A 19,145-nucleotide genomic window follows, 5' to 3' on the forward strand; every position below is an offset into this window, starting at 1 on the left:
TATCACAGATCTATCCGTTCTACCCAGGTGTGCCATTGGCCCCCGTCTAATTCAATGACGCGGTACCCCGGGCGCGAAGCCTCATCAACCGCAAAGGCTTTTGCTCCCGGCAGAAATTGATCCGAGGTAGCGGGGCAACCGTATACGCCTACCTGCCCTTCACCCATCGCATACGCCTGGGCAAACGCTTGATGCGCATGGCCAAAAACGATCAGCTTTACGTGAGGATACGTGCTCAACACCTGCCAAAATGCCTCACGGTCGTTTAAGCCAATAGCATCCATCCAGCTTGCCCCTACCTCAACCGGCGGGTGATGCATCGCGATCAGCGTCGGGCGAGTATCGGCTTCTAGTCGTTTCGTCATGGCGGCAAGCTTATCCGGCCCGAGTTCGCCGTAAGGCTGGCCCGGCACTTGCGTATTCAGTAACAGCATACGCCAGTCATCAAGGTCCACTTCTTCAAGCAGTGGATGCTCGGCTTCCATCAAGTCAGCTTGATCGTGATTACCAGGCAACCAAAACCAAGGACATGGCAACGCTCCCAGCTGCTCAACGGCATGCGTATACGATGTTGACGTTTCGTCCTGGCTGATATCCCCGGTGACGATGACGAGATCAGGGTGCTGTGCTTTTACCGCATCAATGACGGCGTTGAACTGCTTTAGCGGGATCCCGGTGCGCGAGTGCGCTGCTGGGTCGGCGTGCAGATGCGCATCGGTAACCTGCACAATACGCATTAGGGCATCTCCGGCACGTATTCGCTACGCCCATGGGCGAGACCATGCGCTAACCACTCACCCAGAAAGCGGTTGAGCTGGAGCTTTTCATCGGGCTGATGCATACGCGGATTGGGATAGCGATAACGACCATGAAAGTGGCGCTCACGCTGAAAATCCGTGACTTCTGCCATCCGCACGTCGTGGTAAAGGTGGACGCGCATCTTGGGGCTTTCAACCACGTGATCCAAAGGGCCCGTCTGCGATACTTGAATCATCGTGGTGTAGGGCGCGTTTTCCTGGATATACAGGTGTAAAGCGTTTGAGCCCTCTTCGCTCAAACGAATATCGCGGCTTTGCCCTTGCTCCATATCCCCCACCAGACGAATCAGACGCAAGTAGTTGGCGCTGCACTCGCCCTGCAGAGATTTTAAATCAGTCACATAGGCGGTTTTGACCATGCGGGCTCCTGTCAGTCTTGTGCGTTGGCTGTGGCTTACGTAAAGCGCGGAGCATTATCGGGTAACGCACGCAGCGACGCACGCTTCCCGGCAAGCCAGTGCATACCGATCAAACTCATGGCATTATCAAGTCGGCCCTGCTCGAGGAGTTCCCACGCCTCATTAAAGCTCACCACGTGCACGCGAATATCTTCGTGCTCCTCATCCAAACCATGAATGCCGCCTAACCCTTGGGTATCGACTAGCCCACAGAAAAGCGTCACCTGCTCGCTGCAAGCACCAGGGCTTGGATAATAGGTATGAAGCTTGCGCATCTCACCGATCTCGCAACCCGCCTCTTCAAGCGCTTCGCGGCGGGCCACCCTTTCCAGCGCCTCACCTGCCTCGGCCAAACCGGCGACCAACTCCAACTTCCACGGTGAGACGGGATCATCAATCGCCCCAGCACGCAACTGTTCGACAAACAACAGTGAGTCGCGCGCCACATCGTAAAGTAGCACTCCAACAGCATCATGGCGAAAGTGCACTTCGCGACGCACTGCTTTGCTAAAGCCACCTTCAAACAGGCGGTGGCGCAGAGTAAGGGCTTCTAAACGAAAAAAACCCTGCTGCAGTACCTCACGCGAAATCAGCTCGACGTCGTCTGGCCCAAACGATGGCGTTGATGATGCCATGTAACACTCCCGATAAGCATATCAGCTCATTATCGGGGTTGGTTTGCGGGAATGCCACCATCACGCCCGTTGAAACATCTGTTAGAGGTTTTTTAAAAGCGACGCTGCATCCTCGCGTAGCGCTTCATCTGACGCCTTTCGGCTATCCCGGGCACTACCGTTGACCGCACGTTTTGCATGTTCACGTGCTGCCTGGGTAGCGCCCTCTTCCCGCAAAAACGTCGCGTAATAGTAGTTCACATCGATACCCTCAGGACGAATCTCGAGTGCGCGCTGAAACATTTGCTCAGCGGTATCGGCATCGCCAAAGCTAATCAGCCCACCTGGCACACGGTCGTAAAGCGCCCCTAGCGTCACGTAGGCAGAACCATTGTTACCAGTAGGGTCGATCTCGATGGCGCGCTCCAGTGCATCGCGGGCATCTTTCGCATTACCAAGCGCCCCCAGGCCGCCCTTTTCGCGAGCAAGAGCCGCAAGCACAATCCCTTTCCATACCAGCACGTCCGCCGAGTCGCTGTGTTGCTCCGCCAGCGCGTTTGCCTCATCGGCCAGTGCGTTGAGGATGTCTTCGCGCTCGTTCTTAGGCGCTTGCGTCACCGTATGCTCCCAGCGATTTTTGAGCGAGAAGAGCTCACTTTCATAGGCACTAACGGTTAAAGAGGAGAAGGCAAACGTCCCGCCGAGTAGCGTCACTGCCAGCGTTTTTCTCATACTCATTTTTGTCATCAAGGAACCTGTGAATTGCATGCGTATCTCCGACTTGTTTTTATGTGGCACTCTATTTGGCATAAATAAAGCAGCAACACCCAATGTAACGAACGTTTGAATCAATCGCCACCTAAACGAGCACCAACTTTGGCAGCGCAAAGCGTTTTTTACCGTAAACGCTTTGCGCTTAACGTGGAGACGCGTACCCATGAAAGGCAGAAACATGACCCGCTGGCGCGACCCCGCAAAAGACCCGCGCCAGGAACCCAAAAGTAACGTTATCACCGCCGAGGGGGCGGCGCGGCTTCGCGGCATTCTGGATCATTTGTCACGCGTCAAACGCCCGGCTCTTTCGACGAAAGTGGGCGAAGCCGCCGCGCTCGGTGATCGTTCGGAAAACGCGGACTACACCTATAACAAAAAGGAATTAAACCGCGTCATCGCGCGAATTCGCTATCTCACCAAGCGTTTGGATGAACTGCAGGTCGTCGACCGCCTACCGGCGGATACTGGGAAGGTTTTCTTCGGTGCTTTTGTAAGCCTTGAAGAAGAAGACGGCGAAACACTCGATATTCGAATTGTCGGCCACGATGAAACCGATACCACCAAGCATTGGATCAGCGTCGACGCACCGCTGGCAAAAGCGCTGCTGGGCAAAGAAGTCGATGATGAAGTGACGGTCGCGACACCCGCCGGTGAGACGATCTACCTCATCACCGCGATCGATTACCGCGACCCGGCCCAATAAACTTTAAAACGCCGATCATCGGCCACTACCTCGAAACGATTGAACGCAAGCGTTAGGCGTTCCGGGTAAGGTAAAAACGCATTCGCCACCAGGATGAGTTGGCCGCCACGGCTAAGTTGGCTTGGAGCACCGCTGATCAGCCTGCCTGCTGCGCCATAATGAATATCACGTTCTTGGTGAAACGGGGGGTTGCTGATGATGAGATCGAAACGCTCATCACCAAGTGCTTGGTAAACATCGCTGGCGAGTACCCGGCCCGTCAATTCATTCGCCTCAAGCGTTTTGCGGGTCGCTTCCAAGGCAAATTCGCTGATATCCACCGCGGTCACGTCGTGGCCGCGCTGAGCCAGCCAAGCCGTGATAATGCCGTCGCCACAACCGACATCGAGGATTTGCCGCGTTTTTTTCGGCAACTTATGATCCAACGTCTCCAGCAATAGCGTCGTACCCTCATCCAACTTGCCATGGCCAAACACACCAGGATGACTGCAAAGCGTTAAACCAAGCGCCTCAAAGGTTTTCCATGCCGCGTCGCTTTTCTGTCCCAGCGGCTGCGCTTGGGTAGCAAAGAGCGAACAGCGCCGGGCGCTGTCGACCTTATCGCAGCTAAGCCCGAGCTCAGTGAGCACCTTGGGCACACGCTTAATGCCGCCCTGGTGCTCACCTACTACATCTATAGACGCGCCGGGCGGCAAGTGCTCGCACAGCCACTTAAGCCACCAAATGCCTAGCTCGTGTGCTTTGGGCCAGAACAAAATCACGTGGGCGTCACTGGGTATCGACACGTGGGCAAATGGCGATTGCGCAACCTTGCTTTGCTCTTGAAAGGCACGCAACACGGCATGATCAGCACTAATGACGCCTTGCGCCTGCGCAATGAGCCAGGCGTCTTGAGGGGGCGACACAGCCCATAGCGGCTGAGTGGCAACATCACGCTCAAACACCTCACCTTGGCGCTGCAGAAGTTGGCAGCTGGGGCTCGCACTTTTGGCTGTGCCGTTCATACAGGGGTCTCCGGTGGTAATCAGGATGGCTTGATCAGGGTATAAAGCAGATAGCGCCCGAGGCGCCAGTGGGGATCCACGCGGCAATACTGTTTTTCAAGCGCTAACAGCGTTAAGCGCTGCTCTTCCGAGGCGTGCTGCTCGCGCAAATAGTCCTGAAATATCCGAATGCCCGCTACATGCTCAACCACCAAGCCGGCATCACGGCTCCACTGCTCGATCTGCGCATGGGTCAGCGGGGAAATAGGCGTCAGGCGCTGACCTTTACCCAACCCTTCGAGCTCGTCGTTTAACGCTTTGTGCATATTGCCCTTCACCACATTGGAGAAACGCAGCGCATCGCGGTTAAACACCATCAAGCTCAGCTGGCCGCCCGGCGCTAAGCATTGGCTAAGTTCGACAAGGGCGGCGTGCGGGTCTCCAAGCCACTCCAACACGGCATGGCAAGTGATCAGCGGCCAAGGGCCAGGGGCGGCCTCAGAGAGTTTTTGTAGCGGCGCTTGCACATAGCGCACACGCCCACTAATGGTCGCTTGGGCTTGTATTTCACGCTGAGCGCACGCCAGCATATCGCCCGACGGCTCCGCCAATATAACGCCGTGACCGCGCCGGGCAAACCACGCCGTTTGCTGACCCAATCCACCGCCCACATCCAACACTGGCTGCTGGTTAAGCGTTAGCATCTCAGGCAATAACGTGTCGAGCAGCGCTAGACGCAACGCTCCACGCGGCGCGTTATAAAGCGAGCGGGCGAATTTATCCGCCATACCGTCAAAGTAACGATCCCCCGCAGGGGTTAACTCATCAGCCGTTCTAGAATTTTTCACGCGCGCCCATTCTCATATCGACCTATGGTGCTTGAAGCGTTTCGCTTGGAACAGTTTCCTAGTGAAAAAGGCAGCATCGTATTAGGTGACCTCGTACCAGGCGGCCTTGTATTAGGGTGTGTAGTTTACGTGAATTGACGTGGCGAATTCACGTAAACTTACGCCCTCACTTAATCGTGTGAATCGCAGTATCAATGAGCGAACTAATTTTTAGCGAGCATCGACGCATCTTGATCTAGCGCAATTTTTACCCCCGACAACGCATCAAGCGAATAGTCAAAAGTATGCTTTGTCGTGCATTATGAGCCCAGAAACTCACGTCAAGAGAGGATAGGATGGCAAATCCAACGAATGCGCATGATGGCGCTATGCCCTCTGTGCTTAACGAACACGGCGGGGATGAGGTCATCCAGCGGATTGGCCAGCTAACGCGCATGCTGCGCGAAAGCATGAAGGAACTTGGGCTAGACCAGCAAATCGAACAGGCAGCACAGGCCATTCCTGATGCCAGCGAGCGTCTTCGTTATGTCGCCTCCATGACAGAGCAAGCGGCGGAACGCTCGTTAAACGCCGTTGAGCGCGCTCAGCCGACTCAAGATCTGCTCGAAAGCCACAGCCAATCACTATCCAAGCGCTGGGAAGCCCTTGAAAACCCCAATGACCCGTTAAGCGATGAACAGCTCATTGCCGATACGCGTCACTTTTTGTCTGAGCAAGTACCCACCCAAGTCGGCATTGCACAAAAAGAACTCCTAGAAGTCATGATGGCGCAGGACTTTCAAGACTTAACCGGCCAAGTCATCAAGAAAATGATGGACGTGATCCAAACGATCGAACATGAGCTGGTGCAGGTGCTGATGGAAAGCGCCCCGGGTATAACGGAAGGCGTAAAAGTCAAAGATGAGCGGGACGAACAAGCGAAACTGCGTAATGGCCCGCAAATGAATAAAGAAAAAACTGATGTGGTAAGCGGCCAAGATCAAGTCGATGACCTACTTGATGAGCTAGGTTTTTAATTCTCCCTACCCCAACCATAAGCCGCCTATTAACAGTGCCAATGTGCCAAGCAACGCCGCCACATTGACCGTTAGAAGTGGCGGCCATGCAACATGCCTCAATGTGGCTTCAGCGTTGAGCTTTACGCTTAACCACGCCACAGCTGGGAGTGGCAATAGCGCGATGGCACTCAGCGCTGGCAACACCGCCTGCCAGATGCTAATACCCATCACGAGGTAGGCGACAAGCCACAACCCCACTGCAGCGCGCGCACCCGCCACCTTGCCAAATACAATCAAAAGGTGCCGCCGTCCGACTTGGCGATCCGCCTCGACATCGGGAAACTGATTAATAAGCAACAGTTCGTTGACCAGCAATAGCACCACTAGCGCCACCACCCATACGGCATCGGTTAGCACTCCGCCCAAAGCCAGCACACTGCCTACCACAATAATCGCAAACCCAAGCCCTGGAGCGAGTAAGCACAAAAGGGGCGAGCGGGTCAGCCAACGCGTGTAACCCACGACAAGTAAAATGCCGCCAGCCCCCAACAACAAAAGCGCTCCGCCTCGCAACCAAACAAAATAAAGCCCGATACATACCACAATACCAAGCGACCCTAGCGCGCTCCACAGCACCTGTGTTGTCGCCACCGGTTGAGCCGGTAACGCACCGCTACCGCCGGAGAACGGTGTGCGCTGAGTGAGGGTATCCAACCCCGAGCGAAAATCGTCATACTCATTCATTAGGTTGACCGCTATGTGCGCCAATAGTGCCGCTAGCAGAATCAGCACGCCGTGTAGCGGCGTAACCGCCATTGATTGATGCTGCAATAGAGCAACCGCCAAGCCAACACAAAGCACGGCAAGCATCAAAAAGCCAGGCCTTGAGGCGGCAATAAGGGGGCGAAAATGCATATCTTCTCCTTGTCGGTGACAACGCATAGTATAAGTTAGTACGCAACAAAAGCGTATTCGGACACCAAAGAGGGGAGATGATGGAGCAACTCACCAACGAATTTGTCACCGCCAATCAGTCTGCCCTGCACCTGGCGCTGGCGCTTTTGCTCGGCACGCTGATTGGGATTGAGCGTGGCTGGGTCGCGCGCGAAAAAAGCGCTGGCTCCCGAGTGGCGGGGGTTCGCACTCATGCTCTGGTGGGGCTTCTGGGTGGGGTTTCAGGGCTTCTCGCCGAGACACTAACCCCCTGGGCTTTTCCACTGATGTTTGTCGCCATTGCCTTGATTGCGCTAGTTGGTTGGCGCGAACAAATGGTGCAAAGCGGTGATTTGAGTATCACTGGCCTGATTGGCCTTTTACTCGCCTTCTCATTTGGGGCGATGGCCGTTGCCGTCAGCCCGGCACTCGCCACTGCTTGCGCCGTTGTGACCGCCGTGATTTTGGATAACAAGCGCGAGATACACGGTTTGCTCGATAAGCTCCAATCTCATGAGCTGGACGCCGCACTGAAGCTCCTACTGATTTCGGCGGTAATGCTGCCACTTCTGCCGAATGAAGGTATGGGGCCAGGCGGTGTGCTGAACCCTTACGAGCTATGGTGGATGGTGGTGATGATCGCCACGATCTCCTTTGTCGGCTACTTTGCTATCCGTTTTGGCGGTGCAGAAAAGGGCATACTCTTCACTGGCCTGTTTGCAGGGCTCTCCTCCTCCACGGCGCTAACCCTGCATTTTGCCCGGCAATCACGTTTGGATACCGTGCTTAGCCCCCTACTGGCCTCAGGCATTTTAATTGCATGCGGCACCATGTTTCCTCGTATCTTGATCTACGCCGCCATTATTCACCCGGCGCTGATTCCACATCTCGTTTTGCCAGTTACGCTGATGGCGTTGAGCCTGTACCTTCCAGCGCTCCTTATCTGGCATCGCCAGCGTCGTCACGGACCGATAGATAGCCCAGAACTCAACCAGAACCCGCTAGAACTGCGTACCGCACTCATGTTCGGCGCCCTGCTTACTGTGATCATGCTGCTAGGCAAGTGGTTGCGTGAATGGCTAGGCGATACCGGCGTTTACCTACTCGCCATAGTGTCAGGCATCGCCGATGTCGATGCCATCACGCTATCGCTGACACGTATGTCGCAAGACAACCTAAGCATCGCCAGCGCCGTCTTCGGTATTATTATTGCCGCATCCGTCAACAACTTAGTCAAAGGGGGTATGGCGGCAAGTTTCGGTACTCGCGCACTCGGGTTGCGCATTGTCTTGCCGATGCTGGCGTCTGTCACGCTCGGCGCCTTGAGTGCTTGGGGAGCAACGCTCCTTTAGAAGTAGGCGACACAACACCATAGCGCTTAACTATTAAAACAGTGATGAAAAGCAAATTGTTGCTATGGCACTCATGTTCTATAAATAGAGTATGGAATCGGGATGAACATCAAATTCCGTTACAAGCGTGACCTAATGAGCAATATAGAGAGTGGAGGATTATATGAGCGAACACACAGGTAAGTGCCCAGTGATGCACGGTGGTAACACATCCGAGGACAAATCTAACATGGACTGGTGGCCAGAGGCCCTAAATCTGGACATCCTTCACCAACATGACCGCAAGACAAACCCGATGGGTGAAGACTTCAACTATCGCGAAGAAGTCAAAAAGCTCGACTTCGACGCGCTAAAGAAGGACGTTCACGCCTTAATGACCAATAGCCAAGACTGGTGGCCGGCTGATTGGGGCCACTATGGCGGCCTGATGATCCGCATGTCTTGGCACGCAGCCGGTACCTACCGTATCGCGGATGGCCGTGGCGGTGGCGCGACAGGTAACCAACGTTTCGCGCCTATTAACAGCTGGCCGGATAACGTAAGTCTAGATAAGGCACGTCGCCTGCTGTGGCCGATCAAGAAAAAGTACGGCAATAAAATCAGCTGGGCCGACCTTATCATTCTGGCCGGCAACGTTGCTTATGAATCCATGGGTTTGAAGACCTTCGGTTTCTCCTTTGGTCGCGAAGACATCTGGCATCCGGAAAAAGACATCTACTGGGGTGCGGAAAAAGAGTGGCTGGCCCCGTCCGATGAGCGCTATGGCGACGTCGATAAGCCCGACACCATGGAAAATCCGCTGGCTGCGGTTCAGATGGGTTTGATCTACGTCAACCCGGAAGGTGTCAACGGCGTACCCGACCCGCAAAAGACCGCTAATCAAGTGCGCGAGACCTTCGCTCGCATGGCGATGAACGACGAAGAAACCGCCGCCCTGACCGCCGGTGGTCACACCGTGGGTAAGTGCCACGGTAACGGCGATGCCGAAGCGCTTGGCCCAGAGCCCGAAGCTGCTGGCGTTGAAGAGCAAGGCATGGGGTGGTCTAACCCCAACGGCAGCGGTAAAGGCCGCGACACTGTCACGTCCGGTATCGAAGGCGCCTGGACAACCCACCCGACCAAGTTCGACATGGGTTACTTTGACCTGCTATTCGGTTACGAGTGGGAGCTCACCAAGAGCCCCGCAGGCGCCTCGCAGTGGGAACCGGTCAACATGAAGGAAGAAGACAAGCCGGTGGACGTCGAAGATATGACCACCCGTCTGAATCCGATCATGACCGATGCCGACATGGCCATGAAGATAGACCCAACCTACCGGGCAATCTGTGAAAAATTCATGGCAGACCCCGCGTATTTTGAAGACTGCTTCGCCCGCGCCTGGTTTAAGCTGATCCACCGTGATCTAGGCCCAAAAGAGCGCTATATCGGCCCGGAAGCACCGTCTGAAGATCTCATCTGGCAAGATCCGGTCCCGGCCGGCAGCACCGATTACTTCGAAGAAGTGGTAAAAGAACAAATCGCTAATAGCGGCTTGAGCATAAGCGAGATGGTTTCCACCGCTTGGGATAGTGCGCGTACTTTCCGTGGTTCTGACCTGCGCGGTGGTGCCAACGGTGCACGCATTCGCTTAGCCCCACAGAAAGATTGGAAAGGCAATGAACCGGATCGCCTGACTAAGGTGTTGAAGGTTTACGAAAAAATCGCCGCTGACAACGGTGCCAGCGTTGCCGATGTGATCGTATTGGGCGGCAGTGTCGGTATCGAGCAGGCAGCCAAAGCCGCCGGTCACAACGTCTTAGTGCCGTTCACGCCAGGTCGTGGTGATGCCACCGATGAGATGACCGACGCCGACTCTTTCGAACCGCTGGAACCGCTCGCCGATGGCTTCCGTAATTGGCAGAAAAAGGACTACATCGTCAAGCCCGAAGAGATGCTGCTCGACCGCGCTCAGCTGATGGGCCTGACAGCCCCTGAGATGACGGTGCTGATCGGCGGCATGCGGATGCTCGGTGCCAACTACGGCGGCACCAAGCATGGCGTTTTCACTGATCGTGAAGGTCAGCTGACCAACGACTTCTTCGTTAACCTGACCGATATGGATAACACCTGGAAGCCGGCGGGCAACAACACTTACGAAGTGCGTGACCGCAAAACCGATCAGGTAAAGTGGACAGCCAGCCGCATTGACTTGGTATTTGGCTCCAACTCGATCCTACGTTCTTACGCTGAGGTGTACGCTCAGGACGACAACGAAGAGAAGTTCGTTAAAGACTTCATCGCTGCTTGGACCAAGGTGATGAACGCTGACCGTTTTGATGTAGAAAAATTTCAGAACGCATAACCAAGCTCATCTCTTAGAGCGTTAAGCTCTCAAAATAAAACCGCGCCTTAGCAAAGGCGCGGTTTTTTGTGGCCGCAACGCCCAACCAACGTACTCGCTAGGCTTAGCCGGTAACCACCGATGGAGTGCAAATGACACAGCAGTCACGGCCGCTATTTTTCGCCTGGTAAAGTGCCTCATCTGCCTTGATGAGTAACTGTTTGGGGTTGTTAGCGTGATCCGGGTAGGTCGCTACACCACAAGAGAGCGTTAGTGGCTCAATCAAACACCCTTCATAACGAAACTCATGGTGCCGCACTATTTCCAGCAGGGCATTCGCACGAGCTTCAGCATCCCGCATGGTAACGCCCGGCAGCAATGCCACAAACTCCTCGCCTCCCATCCGGCACACCACATCCGCACCACGAAAGTGGTGTTTAAGTAACGCTGCCACATCCGTTAACACCGCATCGCCAGCATCGTGACCAAGCGTATCGTTAACGCGTTTGAAGTAGTCTAAATCCAACATCAAAAGCGAAAGTCGGTCCCCATGACGCTCAGCGCGGCGAAACTCATGATCGAGCAAGCTATCAAAATGGCGCCGGTTACTTAACCCGGTCAGCGAATCTTGCATTGAAAGTTCTTTCAACTCATTCACGAGCCTATCGAGTTCAGCCGTGCGGGCGAAGACTTTATCTTCAAGCGTCTGATTCATCTGGGCCAATTGCCGTTGCGTCTCGCGGTAGCGCCAGAGGGATATCCCAACCACCGCAATAGAAAACACTAACGTACCGACACTGAGTGGCACGATACGCCAGGAGATAAAACCATGCGCCACCAACATATCTGCCAAGAGCAGCAGCGCAAAGAAAGAAAAGCTCAGCACCAAAAAACGCTGCTCTATGCCCATACGGCTAAAACGTCGTAGCGCAATCAACAGCATGAGCGGAAGCGTCACGGCTAATAGTAAGTCGAAAACGGGAAATGTCAGCGACAAGCTGATTGCGCCTGCTTTTACCAAACCAATAGCACTCACTAGGTAGGCGAGGTGCAACTGCCAAAAATACGCCACCCAGCGTCGCGAACGTCCTTCTAACCAGAAATTCAGCAATAACCCCATCGCCACGGGCAGCATATAATAGCTACTCGCTCGTAGGGTTTCCCACGCCATAGGCCCTTCGGCAATCAGTTGACGTGCCGGCGCCTCAGCAAGCAGCATAAGTCCCGCTGAAAAGGTAAATAACGCGATGGCCGCAAACCCCCGCCTTTTAGGCCCAATTAGCGCAAAAATGCCGGCCAAAATAGCGATAACAAGGCTAAACGCACTCACCGCCAGGTCCGTTGCTGAGTGCTTGATCACTTTATGCAGGCCGTCAATGCGATCCATTAGCTGGACCTCGCCCCACAAGCCAATCTCGGTGTAATACGAAAACACGCGGATATACATTGGCTTGCCAGCAAAGTCTTCAGGCAGCTCAACCATGTGCCAAGGCCAACCAGCGAAGTTACCTTTGCCTTCGGCGTCAAACTCGCCGTGTTGATAAATCAACTCATCGCCGAGGTAGATTTGGGCGATTAAATCAATGCTGGTGATATACAACACCGGGTCTCGCCACTCACCCTCGGGCAAGACAGTGCGAAACCAAACATGTTGCTGCCCTTCTCTCCCGGGCGGGTTAGCGGGAAAGTCAATCGGCTGCCACGCCATGGATTTATCATTCAACCACGCCGTCTTACCATGCTCGGTCTGCGGAGCGTGCGGAGCGTCTCCCCAGCGAAACTCCCATGGTGTTAACGGCGAAGGAGGTGTGTCTGCCAATACACAGCCACACGACAAGAGCAGCATGACGAACGTCATCCACTGCAAAAGGCGAATGCGCATGCGCATGGCGGATCCTCAAAATATTTGTGAGAAAATCATACGCCAATCCCGATCAACCTATTAAACGCTTAATCCACTTTTGACCGGCGTACGCTATGACGGTGCACACCGAGTTTGCGCCCATGGCGCTGATCATGCCCGATACGCTGCCACCGATTTCCCTCCGAGAGCTGCACGACACCGCGGTCACACGCGCGAAAAAAACCTTTACACTACGCAGTGCAACCCGCTAATGAAGGGCAGCAATGGCTGCTGGCGCGCCATCGAGCAGCGTATTCAGCGCCATAGCCAGCTGTTTGTATGACACCACCCAACACGTTTTTCCCTTGCGACACACAATGTCGTGCTGTGGCGTTAAAATGACGTAAATGAGCAAGACAGGAGATCGCCATGCAGTGGGGACAAGTACTTGATGTGACCTCACCCTCGTCCACCGATGAGCACCACGACCCCGAGGAGCGCCTGTTCGCCCAGTTGATCACCGTGCGCATGGTGATGTTTCAGGGCAAGGACGGCTCGCTGGACGACGAGGATTGGCAAAGCCTTTTTGGTTGGCTGGGTATCAAATTGCCCAAAGACGCCGAGAACAGCCGCCGCTATAGTGATTATGCGCCAGCACTCAAGCGCTGGTGGAAGCGCGCCACCTGTGAGCTCGACCCGGACACCCCGGTCACCGGCACGTTAACCATGCTTTGCGCGCATGTGGCTGAGCTGCTTCAGCTAAACCCGTTGGAACGAGATATTCTGACGCTGACGTGGTTGCGCCTGCGCCACCCCAACATGAACCCGATCTTGACGTGCGTGGAAGAGACGCGCGCCAAAAAACTGCTGGCTCAGCTAACCGGGTACGGCAGTGACGAAGTGCACCTCGGCTTACAAGAGCGCGGCCGCCTGAAAATGCTGGGGCTGTTGTCCCACAACAAGAGTTACCGCCCGTTGGACCTTGATGACACCCTTTCCTCAGGGCCGATGCTGCGAAGCCTCGCCCCGCTGGTGAATCACGATGTCGCCACGCTTTCTTCAACCGCGCTGCGCGGTTTTATCACTGAACGCTTAATGAGCCTGTGCCCGGCACAGCCAGCGGGCACGTTTTCTTTAGCCAGCTTCGATGCGGTTCCACTGCGTCAGCTAGCGGTCGATTACCTCCGCCACGCGCTAGATACCCACCAAGCCGGCGCCAATGTGTTGATCTACGGCGCTCCTGGCGTGGGCAAAACCGAACTGGTTAAAACCCTCGCATCGCAGCTAGGCGTGCCGCTATATGGCGTGCCGGTGGTGGATCAAGACGACGACGTATTGACCCCAAGCAAGCGCCTAAGCCGCTACCAGGTGGTGCAGAAGCTGATCGACCAGCGCCCAGGGCTTGTGATGTTCGATGAGATCGAAGACGTGATCAACGACGAGGAGGCGCTGCCCAAGGGGTGGATGAACCAGCTTCTGGAGAACAACCCCAAACCGGGTCTCTGGGTGAGCAATAGTGTGTACTGGCTCGACCCCGCCTACTTGCGCCGTTTTGACATGATCATTGAGGTGAAAGCTCAGCACGGCGAGCAGGCCAAGGCCCACTACCATGAGTTGCTTGATGAACTGCCGGTGACACCCCAAGGCCGCCAGCACTTGGCCGCCCAGCCGTGGATGACGCCGGCGGCCGCACAACAGCTGTGCCGCTTGGGAACCTTGTTCAACCCGCGCACACCGCAGCGCAACGAGCAGCATATCGACACGCTGATGACGCACCGTTTGCACGCCTTAGGCGAAGCAAGCACGCGTGCCTTGCCGGATACGTCCCTCCCCGCCGGACCGAGCATGCCCGAATACCGCATTGAATGGCTCAATACTCGCCCCGGGCTTGAGAGCATTGTGCAGCGGCTGACCCGCCGCCAGCGCGGGCGCTTGTGCTTACACGGGCTACCCGGCAGTGGCAAGACCGCTCTGGCCAAACACCTTGCCAAGCGCTTGGACCGCGAGCTTATCACCGCCCACGCCAGCAGCCTGTTGGATAAGTTCGTCGGTGGCACAGAAGGAAAACTCGCCGCACTATTTCAGCAAGCGCGCGAGCAGAAAGCCGTGCTGCTGCTTGACGAGGTGGATACGCTACTTATGCAACGCGATAACGGCATGCAAAGCTGGGAAATTTCGCACACCAACGAACTCCTGGTGCAGATCGAAAATTTCGACGGCATTTTGCTGGCCACCACCAACCGCGCGGATAGCCTTGACCGCGCCGTGATGCGCCGCTTCGATCTCAAAGTCGAGTTTTTGCCGCTCGACCCCGAGCCGCTGCGTGATTTGCTCAAAGCCGTGCTGCCCGAGCGCGACCATCATCGCCTGGCGACCATCCCCGCTAGCCACTTGGCACAGCGCCGCATCACCCCAGGTAACGTACGCACCGCGTTGGATCAACTTGATCTGCGTGGCCTGCCCATCCGTTTGAACACGCTGATGGACGCCCTCACCTTGGAAGAACGCGAACAACACGGCAAGCGCCAGCCGATTGGTTTTGTCTAAGAGGCCACGAAATGGAACATTTGCAACGCGATATCAAGCGCTGCCGCCGTGTCGCTGTGTACGGCACACTCAAACGGGGCTATCGCAATCACGACTGGCTGGAGGGCGCCACCCTGCTCGGCCAAGATCGCTTGAGCACCATCACGCTGTATGACCTTGGCCACTGTCCCGGGGCCAAGCGAGAAGCCTCCAACGGCGCAGCGATTGAGGTTTACGCGATCAACCCCGAGCAGCTGGCATTGCTTGACCAGCTAGAAGACTATATCGCACATGCCCCACACACAGGCGTTTACGACCGTGCCATCTTCCCTACCCAGTACGGTGATGCGTGGTGCTATCTTTACAACGCGGATGTCGAAGGCGACGCGTGCATCGAGAGTGGTGAGTGGTGAGTGGTGAGTGGTGAGTGGTGAGTGGTGAGTGGTGAGTGGTGAGTGGTGAGTGGTGAGTGGTGAGTGGTGAGTGGTGAGCTTATTGTCTGTGTCTTTTCTTTAGACGCTCAAGGAGATTTATATGCTGTGTTTTGCCTATGGGTCCAACATGTCGACCCAGCGCCTAGCCGCGCGGATTCCCGCTCGCTTTGTCGCCACCGCCAAACTGTCTGCCTATCAGTTAGCGTTTCATCAACACAGCGGTGATGGCTCGGGTAAGTGCGATATTGTGCCAGCATCCGAGCCATCCGCTGTTTTTGGCGTAGTCTGGCAGGTGGAGGCTCATCACAAACCCACGCTGGACCGTTACGAAGGGCTTGGCCATGCCTATACGGAAACGTGGTTGACCGTAACCGACTTGACCGATTCTCGGCAGCTCGACGTTCAGGCGTATATAGGGCAAATCACGGCGCAGGGGATAAAGCCCTATACCTGGTACAAGCACCACGTACTCACCGGAGCGCAAGAGCATGGGCTGCCACCGGGGTATATCCGCGCGCTTGAGAGCGTTCAGGCACTAGAGGACCCAAACACTGACCGCCATGCCCGTGAGATAGCGATTCACGCGCCCGAACTTGTTCTGGAACGTTGAGGTGAGCCATGCAAGATGATCAACGTTTAATCGCGTTTTATCGCGGCGAAGGCCCAGACCATCAGGGCCGTATGATCGAGGATATATGGGCGCTCTCGCCGTTCTGGTTAGAGCACACCCACGACTATATCCAGTGGCTGTTCCCGATCCCGGAGACCAGCCGCTTCAATGCGTTCGCTCCCACTTTAACGCCTACTGTAGAAGCCGCGTTCGAAGCGGACGCCTCCATGCGCCAGCGCCAACAGCACTCCCTTGACGTGATGCTCAATTTCTTCGGACTTGAGCGCGAGGGCGCCACCATCACCGCCCTGCCCGAGCTTTCGATCTCAACACATATTTGGCTTAAGGCCGGCGGCCACAACCACCTGCGCATTACCCGCATCATCCGCTCGTTGGCACTTTGTCATCAGGTAAAGCTTGCCCGTGCTTTTCAACGTGCGGTGATCGATATCGGGACACAACACGGCGTGGTGTCTGAAACATCGCTGCAGTATTGGCAAGAGGCATTACGCGGCCAAGATGCTTAACTTAAAATGAAACGTGCATTAGAGCTAATAAGAGTCGCTTACTGTATTTTTATCGTCGTTTTATGACAATCCTCTGCTCCGCCAGACCTTCAGACTAAGTCATATACCAATCAGTCACGTAAGGAGCGGAGCATGAACCGCAACGTCATTCTCACCTGCGCCGTCACCGGCGCCGGCGAAACCACCGCCAAGACCCCCCACGTGCCGGTCACGCCCAAGCAGATCGCCGACGACTGTATCGCAGCCGCCAAAGCCGGCGCCAGCATTGCCCACATACACGTGCGCGACCCGGAAACCGGCGGCGTTAGTCACTCCAATGACCACTTCCGTGAGGTGATGGAGCGCGTCCGCGAGGCCGATACCGATATTGTGATGAACATCACCGCCGGCGGCGGTGGCGATTGGATCCCCGACGTAACGGACCCTACCCGCGGCGGCCCGGGCACCGATATCCAGACCCCGGCCGAGCGCCATGCGCCAGTGGGTGAACTACTGCCCGAGCTCTGCACCCTGGACTGTGGCAGCCTCAATTTTGGCGACATGGTCTATGTGAATACCGCTGACTGGCTGCGCGAGCACGCCCGTTTAGTAAAAGCTGCAGGTGTTAAGCCAGAGCTAGAGTGCTTCGATCTGGGCCATGTTTGGTTCGCTCGCCAGTTGCAGCAGGAGGGCCTGATTGACGGCGACCCGCTCTATCAGCTCTGCTTGGGCATTCCCTGGGGCGCGGAAGCAGATACTGAAACCATGCTCGCCATGCGCAACAAATTGCCGGAAAACGCCAACTGGGCCGCGTTCGGCATCGGTCGCCACCAGATGCCCATGGCGGCCCAAGCGGTGCTTCTAGGCGGCCACGCCCGAGTCGGCCTGGAGGATAACCTTTACCTGGAAAAGGGCGTATTGGCGACCAACGCTAAGCTGGTGGAAAAAGCCTCTTCTTTGTTTGAAAACCTCGGCGCCCGGGTGATGACACCGGCCGAGACACGGGCCCAATTGAAGTTACGCAACCCGAATACCGGTAATATCGTGTCAGGAGGTGACGCATGAGCCATCAACTTTCTGTCATCGGTACCGGCGTGATCGGCAATGGCTGGATCGCCCGCGCGCTGGCCCAAGGCTGGGATGTCGTGGCCTTCGACCCCGACCCCGCAGCACCCGAGAGAACCCGCGCTTTTATCGAGAACGCCTGGCCTTCGCTGGAAAAACGCGGCCTCGCCGAGGGAGCAAGCCCCGAGCGTCTTACCTTCGTGGATAGCCTGGACACCGCCGTAGAAAGCGCCGACCTGATCCAAGAGAACGTGCCGGAGCGCCTGGAACTCAAGCGCGAGATTCTTGCTGCTGTGGACGCCGCAGCTGACCCAAGTGTCATCATCGGCTCCTCCACGTCGGGCTTCAAACCTAGCGACTTACAGCCCGACTGCGTCAAGGCGCCGGGGCGTGTCATCGTCGCCCACCCCTTCAACCCGGTTTACCTGTTGCCGCTGGTAGAGCTTGTCGGCGGCGAGGCCACCGAACCCGCGCATACTGAGCGCGCCCAGGCCCTCTATCAGGCACTGGCCATGCGCCCGCTAGTGGTGCGCCGGGAAATTGAGGGGCATATTGCCGACCGCCTGATGGAGGCGCTGTGGCGTGAAGCGCTGCACCTGGTTAACGATGGCGTGGCCACCACCGAAGAGATCGATGCCGCAGTGGTCTACGGCTGCGGCCTGCGTTGGTCGCTGATGGGCACCTTCCTGACCTTCCATCTAGCCGGTGGCGAGCAAGGCATGCGCCATATGCTTGAACAGTTTGGCCCGGCGTTGAAACTTCCTTGGACCAAGCTTGAAGCGCCAGAACTCACCGACGGGCTAATCGACCGCGTGGTGGAGGGGTGCGAGCACCAGGCCGCCGGCCGTTCGGTCGCCGAGCTCGACCACCGCCGCGACGACTTTCTGGTCGAACTGCTCGATCTGGTTCAGAAATACTGGCCCGAAGCCGAGGGCCTGGAGGCACGCATCTGATGGTGATCTTAGAGTCCCAAGTCGCTTCGGCGTGGGTCGACTACAACGGCCACATGAACGATGCTGAGTACGCCAAGGTGTTTTCCTTGGCCGTGGAAGCGCTGATGGATCGTATCGGCCTGGATGTTGCCGGCCGAGAGAGCCATCGCTACACGATATTTACCTTGGAGACACACCTTTGCTACCGGCGCGAGGCCCACGAAGGTCAACCGCTCAAGGTCACGCTGACCCTACTGGATCGCGACGCCAAGCGGTTGCATGTCTTCTTCGAGCTGCGTGATGTAGAAGATAACCTGCTGGCCACCAGCGAGCAGATGTTAATAGGCATCGACTCTCAGGCTGGTCGCCCGGCGCCCTTCCCCACGTCTGTAGAAACGAGCATCGCGACGCTGCCCCAAGCCAATTCCGGTGCTTGGCCGGAATTGGCCGGGCGCACTATGGGTATTCGGCGTTAGCATCGGCCTTTG

At 56.2% G+C, this 19,145-nt stretch carries 20 protein-coding genes; 12 read left to right on the forward strand and 8 right to left on the reverse strand.

Annotation, left to right across the window (positions count from 1 at the left end):
- Positions 1–2 precede the first annotated feature (2 nt).
- The 4 genes from HZS81_RS00825 to HZS81_RS00840 all read right to left on the reverse strand — a co-directional run bounded on the left by HZS81_RS00825 (position 3) and on the right by HZS81_RS00840 (position 2,568).
- A complete protein-coding gene (locus tag HZS81_RS00825; RefSeq protein ID WP_179928660.1) occupies positions 3–737 on the reverse strand; it encodes a metallophosphoesterase in 735 nt (244 codons plus the stop codon).
- A complete protein-coding gene (locus HZS81_RS00830) occupies positions 737–1,177 on the reverse strand; it encodes a DUF1249 domain-containing protein (RefSeq protein ID WP_179928661.1) in 441 nt (146 codons plus the stop codon). The genes HZS81_RS00825 and HZS81_RS00830 overlap by 1 nt, the downstream gene beginning before the upstream one ends.
- Before the next feature lie 35 nt (positions 1,178–1,212).
- A complete protein-coding gene (locus HZS81_RS00835) occupies positions 1,213–1,851 on the reverse strand; it encodes an NUDIX domain-containing protein (RefSeq protein WP_179928662.1) in 639 nt (212 codons plus the stop codon).
- An 81-nt stretch (positions 1,852–1,932) separates the two neighbouring features.
- Entirely contained in the window at positions 1,933–2,568 is a 636-nt protein-coding gene (locus tag HZS81_RS00840) for a TRAP transporter TatT component family protein (RefSeq protein ID WP_241697328.1), read from the reverse strand.
- A 199-nt stretch (positions 2,569–2,767) separates the two neighbouring features.
- On the opposite strand from HZS81_RS00840, the gene greB reads away from it, so the two are divergent.
- Positions 2,768–3,307, forward strand: coding sequence for a transcription elongation factor GreB (gene greB / locus HZS81_RS00845; RefSeq protein WP_179928663.1), 540 nt, complete (start codon positions 2,768–2,770; stop codon positions 3,305–3,307).
- Here greB and HZS81_RS00850 read toward each other — a convergent pair.
- Positions 3,286–4,311 (reverse strand): methyltransferase, encoded by a 1,026-nt coding sequence (locus HZS81_RS00850; RefSeq protein WP_179928664.1) that lies wholly within the window; start codon positions 4,309–4,311, stop codon positions 3,286–3,288. The two genes, greB and HZS81_RS00850, sit on opposite strands and share 22 nt — an antisense overlap.
- A gap of 20 nt (positions 4,312–4,331) precedes the next feature.
- Positions 4,332–5,078, reverse strand: a complete 747-nt coding sequence (locus HZS81_RS00855) for a methyltransferase domain-containing protein (protein ID WP_179929011.1) — start codon at positions 5,076–5,078, stop codon at positions 4,332–4,334.
- Between the two features lie 395 nt (positions 5,079–5,473).
- Here HZS81_RS00855 and cheZ point away from each other — a divergent pair, with 395 nt between their 5' ends.
- Positions 5,474–6,154 carry a protein phosphatase CheZ gene (gene cheZ, locus HZS81_RS00860; protein WP_179928665.1) on the forward strand — a complete coding sequence of 227 codons (681 nt, stop codon included), beginning with the start codon at positions 5,474–5,476 and terminating at the stop codon, positions 6,152–6,154.
- 6 nt (positions 6,155–6,160) lie between these two features.
- On the opposite strand, the gene HZS81_RS00865 is transcribed toward cheZ, so the two are convergent.
- Positions 6,161–7,051 carry a prenyltransferase gene (locus HZS81_RS00865; RefSeq protein WP_179928666.1) on the reverse strand — a complete coding sequence of 297 codons (891 nt, stop codon included), beginning with the start codon at positions 7,049–7,051 and terminating at the stop codon, positions 6,161–6,163.
- 77 nt (positions 7,052–7,128) lie between these two features.
- Between HZS81_RS00865 and HZS81_RS00870 the strand changes: the two genes are divergently transcribed.
- Together HZS81_RS00870 and katG are read left to right on the forward strand one after the other, a co-directional pair.
- A complete protein-coding gene (locus tag HZS81_RS00870) occupies positions 7,129–8,421 on the forward strand; it encodes an MgtC/SapB family protein (protein ID WP_241697329.1) in 1,293 nt (430 codons plus the stop codon).
- Between the two features lie 163 nt (positions 8,422–8,584).
- Positions 8,585–10,762, forward strand: a complete 2,178-nt coding sequence (katG, locus tag HZS81_RS00875; protein ID WP_179928667.1) for a catalase/peroxidase HPI — start codon at positions 8,585–8,587, stop codon at positions 10,760–10,762.
- Positions 10,763–10,865: 103 nt separating this feature from the next.
- Here the strand turns inward: katG and HZS81_RS00880 are convergent, their stop codons facing one another.
- Entirely contained in the window at positions 10,866–12,629 is a 1,764-nt protein-coding gene (locus tag HZS81_RS00880; RefSeq protein ID WP_179928668.1) for a sensor domain-containing diguanylate cyclase, read from the reverse strand.
- A gap of 89 nt (positions 12,630–12,718) precedes the next feature.
- Here HZS81_RS00880 and HZS81_RS00885 point away from each other — a divergent pair, with 89 nt between their 5' ends.
- The 8 genes from HZS81_RS00885 to HZS81_RS00920 all read left to right on the forward strand — a co-directional run bounded on the left by HZS81_RS00885 (position 12,719) and on the right by HZS81_RS00920 (position 19,133).
- The gene (locus HZS81_RS00885) at positions 12,719–12,856 is read left to right on the forward strand and encodes a hypothetical protein (protein ID WP_179928669.1); all 138 of its coding nucleotides are present in this window, start codon (positions 12,719–12,721) and stop codon (positions 12,854–12,856) included.
- Between the two features lie 157 nt (positions 12,857–13,013).
- Positions 13,014–15,131 carry an AAA family ATPase gene (locus HZS81_RS00890; protein ID WP_179928670.1) on the forward strand — a complete coding sequence of 706 codons (2,118 nt, stop codon included), beginning with the start codon at positions 13,014–13,016 and terminating at the stop codon, positions 15,129–15,131.
- A gap of 11 nt (positions 15,132–15,142) precedes the next feature.
- Positions 15,143–15,523, forward strand: coding sequence for a gamma-glutamylcyclotransferase family protein (locus HZS81_RS00895; protein WP_179928671.1), 381 nt, complete (start codon positions 15,143–15,145; stop codon positions 15,521–15,523).
- 121 nt (positions 15,524–15,644) lie between these two features.
- Complete coding sequence (locus tag HZS81_RS00900; protein WP_179928672.1) at positions 15,645–16,154, forward strand: gamma-glutamylcyclotransferase family protein; 510 nt, start codon at positions 15,645–15,647, stop codon at positions 16,152–16,154.
- An 8-nt stretch (positions 16,155–16,162) separates the two neighbouring features.
- Complete coding sequence (locus tag HZS81_RS00905) at positions 16,163–16,681, forward strand: opioid growth factor receptor-related protein (RefSeq protein WP_179928673.1); 519 nt, start codon at positions 16,163–16,165, stop codon at positions 16,679–16,681.
- Positions 16,682–16,813: 132 nt separating this feature from the next.
- Positions 16,814–17,725 carry a beta-keto acid cleavage family enzyme gene (locus tag HZS81_RS00910; protein WP_179928674.1) on the forward strand — a complete coding sequence of 304 codons (912 nt, stop codon included), beginning with the start codon at positions 16,814–16,816 and terminating at the stop codon, positions 17,723–17,725.
- Positions 17,722–18,678, forward strand: a complete 957-nt coding sequence (locus tag HZS81_RS00915; protein ID WP_179928675.1) for an L-carnitine dehydrogenase — start codon at positions 17,722–17,724, stop codon at positions 18,676–18,678. The genes HZS81_RS00910 and HZS81_RS00915 overlap by 4 nt, the downstream gene beginning before the upstream one ends.
- Complete coding sequence (locus HZS81_RS00920; protein ID WP_179928676.1) at positions 18,678–19,133, forward strand: thioesterase family protein; 456 nt, start codon at positions 18,678–18,680, stop codon at positions 19,131–19,133. The genes HZS81_RS00915 and HZS81_RS00920 overlap by 1 nt, the downstream gene beginning before the upstream one ends.
- Positions 19,134–19,145 lie beyond the last annotated feature (12 nt).

Origin of the sequence: Vreelandella salicampi, assembly GCF_013415105.1 — a bacterium.
Taxonomy (GTDB): Bacteria; Pseudomonadota; Gammaproteobacteria; order Pseudomonadales; family Halomonadaceae; genus Vreelandella; species Vreelandella salicampi.

Coding starts and splice junctions, on each gene's coding strand:
- HZS81_RS00840 (WP_241697328.1), bottom strand. CDS start 2,568: ATGAGTATGAGAAAAACGCTGGCAGTGACGCTACTCGGCGGGACGTTT.
- HZS81_RS00835 (WP_179928662.1), bottom strand. CDS start 1,851: ATGGCATCATCAACGCCATCGTTTGGGCCAGACGACGTCGAGCTGATT.
- HZS81_RS00870 (WP_241697329.1), top strand. CDS start 7,129: ATGATGGAGCAACTCACCAACGAATTTGTCACCGCCAATCAGTCTGCC.
- cheZ (WP_179928665.1), top strand. CDS start 5,474: ATGGCAAATCCAACGAATGCGCATGATGGCGCTATGCCCTCTGTGCTT.
- HZS81_RS00880 (WP_179928668.1), bottom strand. CDS start 12,629: ATGCGCATGCGCATTCGCCTTTTGCAGTGGATGACGTTCGTCATGCTG.
- HZS81_RS00895 (WP_179928671.1), top strand. CDS start 15,143: ATGGAACATTTGCAACGCGATATCAAGCGCTGCCGCCGTGTCGCTGTG.
- HZS81_RS00850 (WP_179928664.1), bottom strand. CDS start 4,311: ATGAACGGCACAGCCAAAAGTGCGAGCCCCAGCTGCCAACTTCTGCAG.
- HZS81_RS00855 (WP_179929011.1), bottom strand. CDS start 5,078: ATGGCGGATAAATTCGCCCGCTCGCTTTATAACGCGCCGCGTGGAGCG.
- HZS81_RS00920 (WP_179928676.1), top strand. CDS start 18,678: ATGGTGATCTTAGAGTCCCAAGTCGCTTCGGCGTGGGTCGACTACAAC.
- HZS81_RS00905 (WP_179928673.1), top strand. CDS start 16,163: ATGCAAGATGATCAACGTTTAATCGCGTTTTATCGCGGCGAAGGCCCA.
- HZS81_RS00915 (WP_179928675.1), top strand. CDS start 17,722: ATGAGCCATCAACTTTCTGTCATCGGTACCGGCGTGATCGGCAATGGC.
- HZS81_RS00885 (WP_179928669.1), top strand. CDS start 12,719: ATGACGGTGCACACCGAGTTTGCGCCCATGGCGCTGATCATGCCCGAT.
- HZS81_RS00830 (WP_179928661.1), bottom strand. CDS start 1,177: ATGGTCAAAACCGCCTATGTGACTGATTTAAAATCTCTGCAGGGCGAG.
- HZS81_RS00865 (WP_179928666.1), bottom strand. CDS start 7,051: ATGCATTTTCGCCCCCTTATTGCCGCCTCAAGGCCTGGCTTTTTGATG.
- HZS81_RS00890 (WP_179928670.1), top strand. CDS start 13,014: ATGCAGTGGGGACAAGTACTTGATGTGACCTCACCCTCGTCCACCGAT.
- HZS81_RS00825 (WP_179928660.1), bottom strand. CDS start 737: ATGCGTATTGTGCAGGTTACCGATGCGCATCTGCACGCCGACCCAGCA.
- HZS81_RS00910 (WP_179928674.1), top strand. CDS start 16,814: ATGAACCGCAACGTCATTCTCACCTGCGCCGTCACCGGCGCCGGCGAA.
- greB (WP_179928663.1), top strand. CDS start 2,768: ATGAAAGGCAGAAACATGACCCGCTGGCGCGACCCCGCAAAAGACCCG.
- katG (WP_179928667.1), top strand. CDS start 8,585: ATGAGCGAACACACAGGTAAGTGCCCAGTGATGCACGGTGGTAACACA.
- HZS81_RS00900 (WP_179928672.1), top strand. CDS start 15,645: ATGCTGTGTTTTGCCTATGGGTCCAACATGTCGACCCAGCGCCTAGCC.